We start from the raw sequence: 1,975 nt of genomic DNA, 5'->3' as shown, positions 1-1,975 counted from the left end.
GACTCGACCTGCGTGCTCTCGCCGATCAGGCGCGCACCGCGACACTGCCTACCCTGTTGGGTGACCTCGCACCGCAGCACCGCCGCATCGCGGCCGCGGACGGCGCGGACGACAATGCGGGCGTTGCGCCGTTGCGTCACCGCGTGGCCGGGGTGCCGGAGGACGAGGCTTGGACGATCATCCTCGAGGCAGTGCGCGACCAGGTCGCGGTGGTGTTGGCCCACGACAGTCAGGACGACATCGCCATCGACCGCAATTTCCGGGAATTGGGTTTCGATTCCCTCACGGCGGTGGAGATCAGAAACCGTCTGAATACAGTAGCGGGCCTGCGGTTGCCCGCGACACTGATCTTCGACTATCCGTCGCCGGAGGATGTCGCCCGTTACGTATTCCGGGAAATGGTCGGAAAACCCGGCGAGGCAACGGAATACGACGGTGTGGAAGAACAGCGTGTTCGGCACCTGTCCACGGCGGACGATGAGGAATCGACCCTGGACATGGATATCGAAGCCCTGGTTCAGCATTTCATTGATTGATTACTTTGGTGTTTGAGGATTTTGGAGAGTTTTTGTGGCGCTCACAGTAGAAGACCTGACCAAAGCACTGCGTAATGCCGCGCAGCGCAACGAGGCTTTGAAGAAGACCAATCGAGAACTCCAGGCCGCGTTGTCGGAGCCCGTGGCGATTGTGGGTATGGGATGTCGGCTGCCGGGCGGAGTGTCGTCGCCCTCTGGTTTGTGGCAGCTGCTGATCGACGAAGGAGACGCGATCTCCTCGTTCCCGACCGATCGTGGCTGGGACGTGGACGGTCTGTTCGATCCGGAGCCGGGCGTGGCTGGCAAATCGTATGTGCGCGAGGGCGGTTTCCTGCACGAGGCGGGCTGGTTCGATGCCGGGTTCTTCGGTATCTCCCCGCGCGAGGCCCTCGCGATGGACCCGCAACAGCGGGTGCTGTTGGAGACGGCGTGGGAGGCGCTCGAAGACGCCGGCATCGATCCGAATACGTTGCGCGGCAGCGATACCGGCGTGTTCGTCGGCATCGGCAACCTCGGATACAGCAGCGGGGGTGTCACAGCCGCCGAGGCAACCGGATTCGAACTGACCGGCACGCCGTTGAGTGTGGCGTCCGGGCGGGTGTCCTACGTCCTGGGACTGGAGGGCCCCGCGGTGTCAGTGGACACCGCATGCTCCTCGTCCCTTGTCGCGTTGCATCAGGCGGTGCAGGCGCTGCGCGCGGGTGAATGCTCGATGGCTTTGGCCGGTGGTGTCACGGTCATGGCGACACCGGAGGGAATTGTCGGATTCGCCCAGCAGCGAGGGCTTTCTACCGACGGCCGCTGTAAGCCGTTCGCCGAGGCCGCCGACGGCACCGCGCTGGCCGAAGGCGCGGGTGTGCTCGTCCTGGAGCGGTTGTCGGACGCGCGGCGTCTCGGCCACGAGGTCCTGGCGGTGGTGCGTGGTTCGGCCATCAACCAGGACGGGGCGTCGAATGGTTTGACCGCGCCGAACGGCCCGTCCCAGCAGCGCGTGATCCGCCGCGCCCTGGCCAATGCGGGATTGTCGGTGACCGACGTCGATGTGGTGGAGGCCCACGGCACCGGTACCCGTCTCGGCGATCCCATTGAGGCACAAGCGATCCTGGCGACCTACGGCCAGCACCGCCCTGTCGATACACCTCTCGTATTGGGTGCGTTGAAGTCCAATATCGGTCATACCCAGGCAGCCGCGGGCGTGGCGGGGGTGATCAAGATGGTGCTGGCGATGCGGCACGGAGCCGTGCCGAAAACCCTGCACACCGACGCACCGTCCTCACGCGTCGACTGGGACACCGGCGCGGTCGAACTGGCGACGGAGACACAGCCGTGGCCTGCCACTGATCGACCACGCCGCGCTGGCGTGTCCTCGTTCGGTATCAGCGGCACCAACGCCCACATCATCATCGAACAAGCGCCTTCGGCCCCGGAGAGCTCCCACG

The 1,975-nt window shown here is 65.2% G+C and carries 2 protein-coding genes; both read left to right on the top strand.

Translation table 11 applies throughout. The features are described 5' to 3' along the window. A partial coding sequence (locus ACFWPJ_RS31520) for an acyl carrier protein (protein WP_378856970.1) occupies positions 1-536 on the top strand: 536 nt, incomplete at its 5' end. A 34-nt stretch (positions 537-570) separates the two neighbouring features. Continuing rightward, a partial coding sequence (locus tag ACFWPJ_RS31515) for a type I polyketide synthase (RefSeq protein ID WP_378856968.1) occupies positions 571-1,975 on the top strand: 1,405 nt, incomplete at its 3' end.

Source organism: Nocardia sp. NPDC058497 (genome assembly GCF_042720195.1).
Classification (GTDB): domain Bacteria; phylum Actinomycetota; class Actinomycetes; order Mycobacteriales; family Mycobacteriaceae; genus Nocardia.
The sequence above is the reverse complement of the archived record's forward strand: the minus strand, read 5'-3'. Positions and strand labels throughout refer to the sequence as shown.